The sequence below is a fragment of the Stieleria sp. genome (assembly GCF_041595215.1).
In the GTDB taxonomy this organism is placed as follows: Bacteria; Planctomycetota; Planctomycetia; order Pirellulales; family Pirellulaceae; genus Stieleria; species Stieleria magnilauensis.
Genome location: NZ_JBFHKV010001049.1, coordinates 1 through 3,001, shown reverse-complemented (window position 1 = coordinate 3,001; position 3,001 = coordinate 1). Strand labels below are relative to the sequence as shown.

Annotated in this window: 2 protein-coding genes; one reads left to right on the top strand and one right to left on the bottom strand. The window is 59.0% G+C overall.

The genetic code is table 11. The features are described 5' to 3' along the window. On the top strand, positions 1-1,800 hold a 1,800-nt coding region (metG, locus tag ABX749_RS27850; RefSeq protein WP_372898904.1), incomplete at its 5' end, for a methionine--tRNA ligase. Between the two features lie 286 nt (positions 1,801-2,086). Here the strand turns inward: metG and ABX749_RS27845 are convergent. Further along, the coding region (locus ABX749_RS27845; RefSeq protein WP_372898903.1) for a PmoA family protein at positions 2,087-3,001 on the bottom strand (915 nt) is incomplete at its 5' end.

Here is a 3,001-nt window from a genome sequence, read left to right as displayed (position 1 = left end):
GCCGATTTTCACGTCGACTTTGACCACTACGGCAGCACCAACAGCGACGCCAATCGGGAGCTTTGTCACCTGTTTTGGCAAGCCCTCCGCGACGCCGATCTGGTCACCGAAAAGAGCATCCAACAGCTTTATGACCCCGAAGCGGAGACTTTTTTGGCCGATCGTTTCGTCCGTGGAACCTGTCCGGTCAGCGGTCACAAGAACCAACCGGGCGACAATTGCCAATGCGGGGCGACGTATTCTCCGATCGACTTGATCGATCCCAAAAGCACGCTCAGCGGCGCCACGCCCGAAGTCCGCTCGGCGGTCCATCTGTTCGTCACCCTGGAAAAGCTGCGTTCGTTCCTGATCGAGTGGATCGACAACGGCGATGCACTGCAAAAAGAAACCGCCAACTACTTGAAGGGTTTCTTCCTGGCCGAGGACAAAGAGCTGCGGGACTGGGACATCAGCCGCCCCGGCCCGTATTTCGGTTTCGAGATCCCCGATTCACCGGGCAACTACTGGTACGTCTGGTTCGACGCTCCGATCGGTTACGTTTCCAGCACCAAGGAGTGGTGTGAGGCCAACGGGGAATCATTTGACGATTGGTGGCGCAGTGAGTCGACCGAGATCCACCACTTCATCGGCAAAGACATCACGTATTTCCACACGTTGTTCTGGCCGGGCATGTTGCACACCGCCGGCCTGCAGTTGCCGACGAAGGTCCACATCCACGGATTCTTGAACGTCGGCGGCGAAAAAATGAGCAAGTCGACCGGGACGTTGATCAGCGCGGAAACCTATCGCAAACATTCCGATCCAGACTACTTGCGTTATTTCTACGCGACCAAGTTGACGCAGCGTGTCGAGGACCTGGACTTGGGCATCGACGAGTTTGTCGAAAAGGTCAACAGTGATCTGGTCGGCAAGGTCGTCAATCTGGCCAGCCGGGTCGGCAAGTTTGCCAAGAACACCGGGCTGGCAGAAACCTATCCCGACGACGGAGGCTTGTTTGAAACCGCCGCCAAAGCCGGGGATTCGATCGCCGAGGCGTATGAAGTTGGCGACTACAGCCGCGCGATGCGGTTGATCATGGAACTGGCCGATGCCGCCAACCCCTTCGTCGAGCACGCCAAGCCTTGGGAGATGAAAAAAGATCCCGAGCGACAGGACGAACTTCGCGATGTGGTCACCGTCGCACTGAACCTGTTTCGGCAACTGACGATCTACCTGGCGCCCGTGTTGCCGACGCTGGCCGAGAAATGCGACGCGCTGCTCGGCGAGCCGATCACGTCGTGGGACCAAAGTAAAACGCCGCTGTTGGGGACATCGGTGGCGAAATTTCAACGCATGATGGAACGCATTCAACCCGAGGATTTGCAAAAGATGATTGAAGAGAGCAAAGAAGCCGCTGCCGCAGAAGCCGCCGAAGAGAATCGACCGACGTTCAACGATTCTGACCAGCCGCTCAAAGACGAACCGATTGCCGATGAAATCACGATCGACGACTTTGTCAAAGTCGACTTTCGCGTCGCCCGCGTGCTGTCGGCCGAACATGTCCCCGAAGCGAACAAGTTGCTCAAGCTGACGTTGGGTCTTGGCGGCGACGAAACGCGTCAGGTGTTTGCCGGAATCAAGGCGGCTTATGAACCGGAGAATCTGGTCGGGCGATTGGTTGTGATGGTGGCCAACCTGAAGCCGCGCAAGATGCGGTTCGGATTGAGCGAAGGCATGGTGTGTGCCAGCGGTCCCGGCGGTGAAGACGTGTTCCTGCTCTCGCCCGACGAAGGCGCCCTGCCCGGTCAACGCGTGCATTGATGTTGGCCGGTGCGGTCGACCCCGAACGGGTATCGCGGCGAAGCATTTTTTAGCGGCAGGGCGCAAGCCCTCCGGTCTCTCACGGCGTTCTGCGGCGTCACCGGACGGCTCGCGCCGTTCCGCTACGATGCGTTTTGCTGCCGTTATTAGCGGTAGGGCGCGAGCCCTCCGGTCTCTCATGCCGCTCTGCGGCGTCACCGGACGGCTCGCGCCGTTCCGCTACCTCTTCCTGTGCCACAACACGGTCCGGTTCGCGAAGCGCGCCCCAAGTGGCTCTACCCGCCGATCACTCCTCCGCGTACGCCTTGTACGCCTCGGCAATCTTTGCGGATTCGGCGTCGCCGGTGTGGAACAGGAATCGATAACGGAACGTCATCGTCTCCCCGGCCTTGAGCGTCATGTCACCGCTGCCGTCGGGTTTGTTTTCGAAATGATTGACGCCGAAGGGATTCGCTGCGACGAGTCCGTAGTCGCGAGCGTGCCACCAGGTCGGATGACGCGGGTTGCTGGGATGGTCGAACATCGCGATGCCGGTCAACTGGCCGTCGATCTCTCCCCAATAGTCAACCCAAGCCGCTCGTTTACCCCACATCTCTTTTCCCTCGACACCTTCGCTGTTGATGGAGTGACCGCCGGCGGTGTGATTGCCGCGCTTCGGGTCGGCTTTCAAACGCAGTCGCGGATGGGTCCGCATGCCCATCGTGCCTTCTTTGGTGTCGCCGATGACGAGGTCACCGGAGGAGGCGATCCAGGTGACTTCGTAATCGATCGTGCGGGCGTCTCCGTCGGTACCGAAGGTCAAGGTTCGTTGATCGCTGCAAACTGTTTCGCCGTCGGAACTCTTCCAATCATTTTTGGCGATGATTTTGTTGCCATCGATCTTGAGCGACGTTTGCACCTGCGTGCCGACGTCTTTGGACGTTTTGCCTTCGGCGTCTTCCATCCAGAATCGGATCCCGCCGACTTCGTCGTGCGTGTACCAGATTGATTTGTGGTGGGGGTGGTCGCTGGCTTCGTTGTCGACGTCCTTGACCATCGGGTAGTTGCGGGTCATCGGTTTTTGGCCGGGACCGTACACCGGGTACAGAATCGGCTTGGCATAGCCGCTGTATCGATATTCGGTAAACGGTTGCCCGTCGATCGTGACGACTGCTTTGGTGCCATCGTCGGTGATCTGGACATCGGCAGCCGGGGCATCGGC